The sequence below is a fragment of the Kitasatospora sp. NPDC059571 genome, from assembly GCF_042735675.1.
Lineage (GTDB): Bacteria > Actinomycetota > Actinomycetes > Streptomycetales > Streptomycetaceae > Kitasatospora.
Map to the genome: position 1 here is coordinate 1 of NZ_JBHWBW010000700.1, position 2,725 is coordinate 2,725.

General features: G+C 76.8%; 1 pseudogene. It reads left to right on the forward strand.

Annotation, left to right across the window (positions count from 1 at the left end):
• Positions 1 to 84: 84 nt before the first annotated feature.
• Positions 85 to 2,725 (forward strand): annotated as a pseudogene (locus tag ACFV0G_RS38005) (beta-ketoacyl synthase N-terminal-like domain-containing protein); the annotation flags it as partial.

Genomic DNA, 2,725 nt, shown 5'->3' on the forward strand with positions numbered 1-2,725 from the left:
GTCCCCCCCCCGGGGGCGGCCCTCGACTTGGGCTTCCGCCCCCCCCCCCCCGCGGCTCGCCGGCCCTCGTTCCGGGGGCGTCCCGCCGACGCCGCCCTCCACCTGCACGAGCTGACCGCCGGCCAGCCGCTCACCGCCTTCGTCCTCTTCTCCTCCAACGCCGGCGTCCTCGGTGGCCTCGGCCAGGCCAACTACGCCGCCGCCAACGCCGTCCTCGACGCCCTCGCCGAGCAGCGCCGCGCCGCCGGCCTGCCCGCCACCTCCCTCGCCTGGGGCCCGTGGGCCGAGGGCGGGATGGCCGCCGCCCTCGACAGCGCCGACCTGCAGCGCCTCGCCCGCAGCGGCCAGCGCGGCCTCGCCGACGCCGAGGGCCTCGCCCTCTTCGACACCGCCACCGCGACCGCCGAACCGGTGCTCGTCCCGATGCGCCTCGACCTCGCCGCGCTCCGCGCCCAGGCCGCCGCCGGCACCCTCCCCGCCCAGCTGCGCGGCCTCGTCCGCACGCCGTCCCGGCGGACCGCCCGCGCCGGCCGCACCGGCGGCACCGACCTGATGCGCCGCCTGGCCGGCCTCTCCGGCGCCGAACTCGACCGCGAACTCCTCGAACTGCTGCGGGTGCGGGTCGCCGCCGTGCTCGGCCACGCCTCCTCCGACACCATCGACGCCGGCCGGGCCTTCAACGAGCTCGGCTTCGACTCGCTGACCTCCGTCGAACTGCGCAACGAGCTGAACGCCGCCACCGGCCTGCGGCTGCCGCCCACGCTGATCTTCGACCACCCGACGCCCGCCGCGCTCGCCGCCCACCTGCGCACCGAGATCGCCGGCGCCGCGGAGCAGCCCGCCGTCCCCGCGGCCGTGCCCGCCCGCCGCGACGACGAGCCGATCGCCATCGTCGGCATGGCCTGCCGCTACCCCGGCGGCGTCTCCTCGCCCGAGGAGCTGTGGCAGCTCGTCACCGGCGGCGTCGACGCCGTCTCCGCCTTCCCGTCCGGCCGCGGCTGGGACCTCGACCGCCTCTTCGACCCGGACCCGGACCACCCCGGCACCAGCTACGCCGACCAGGGCGGCTTCCTGCACGGCGCCGGCCTCTTCGACGCCGCGTTCTTCGGCATCTCGCCGCGCGAGGCCCTCGCCATGGACCCGCAGCAGCGCCTGCTGCTGGAGACCTCCTGGGAGGCGTTCGAGCGGGCCGGCATCGACCCGGCGACACTGCGCGGCAGCCGCACCGGCGTCTTCGCCGGCGTCATGTACCACGACTACGCGACCCGGCTCGGCGCCGTCCCCGAGGGCGTCGAGGGCTACCTCGGCACCGGCACCTCCGGCAGCATCGCCTCCGGTCGCGTCTCCTACACCTTCGGCCTCGAAGGCCCCGCCGTCACCGTCGACACCGCCTGCTCCTCCTCGCTGGTCGCCCTGCACCTGGCCGTCCAGGCGCTGCGCCAGGGCGAGTGCACGATGGCCCTGGCCGGCGGCGTCACCGTGATGGCGACCCCCGAGGCGTTCGTCGACTTCAGCCGCCAGCGCGGCCTCGCCCGGGACGGCCGCTCCAAGTCCTTCTCGGCCGCCGCGGACGGCACCAGCTGGTCCGAGGGCGCGGGCATGCTCCTCGTCGAGCGGCTCTCCGACGCCGAGCGCAACGGCCACCCGGTGCTGGCGATCGTCCGCGGTTCGGCGATCAACCAGGACGGCGCCTCCAACGGCCTGACCGCCCCCAACGGGCCCTCCCAGCAGCGCGTGATCCGCCAGGCCCTCGCCGACGCGGGCCTGACCGCCGCCGACGTGGACGCGGTCGAGGCCCACGGCACCGGCACCACCCTCGGCGACCCGATCGAGGCCCACGCGCTGCTCGCCACGTACGGCCAGGACCACACCGACGACCGGCCGCTCTGGCTCGGCTCCCTCAAGTCCAACATCGGCCACACCCAGGCCGCCGCCGGCGTCGCCGGCATCATCAAGATGGTCATGGCGATGCAGCACGGCGTCCTGCCGCAGAGCCTCCACCTCGACGAGCCCTCGCCCAACGTCGACTGGGCGTCCGGGGCGGTCGAACTGCTCACCGAGGCCCGCGCCTGGCCCGAGACCGGCCGCCCCCGCCGCGCCGGCATCTCCTCCTTCGGCTTCAGCGGCACCAACGCCCACACCATCGTGGAGCAGGCCCCGGCCGCCGCCCGCACCGAGCTCCCCGCCGACCAGGACCCGGCCGTCCGGCCGTGGGTGCTCTCCGCGAAGAGCGAGGACGCGCTGCGCGAGCAGGCCCGCGCCCTGCTGACGCACCTGGACCGCACCGCCGGCACGCCCGCCGAGCCGACCGACGGCGACATCGCCTGGTCGCTCGCCACCGGCCGCGCGGCCCTGGAGCACCGGGCCGCCGTCGTCGCCGAGGACCGCGCCGACCTGCTGGCCGGCCTCGCCGCCCTCGCCGCCGGCGAGTCGCACGCCGACGTCCTGCACGGCACCGTCGCCGCCGGCCGCACCGCGTTCCTGTTCACCGGGCAGGGCAGCCAGCGCGCCGGGATGGCCGCGGAGCTGACGACCGCCCATCCCGCCTTCGCGGCCGCCCTCGACACCGTCTGCGCCGAGCTCGACCGCCACCTCGACCGCCCGCTGCGCGAGGCGCTCGCCGACGCCGAGCTGATCAACGAGACGGCGTACACCCAGCCGGCGCTGTTCGCCGTCGAGGTGGCGCTGTTCCGCCTCCTCGACTCCTGGGGCGTCCGTCTGGACT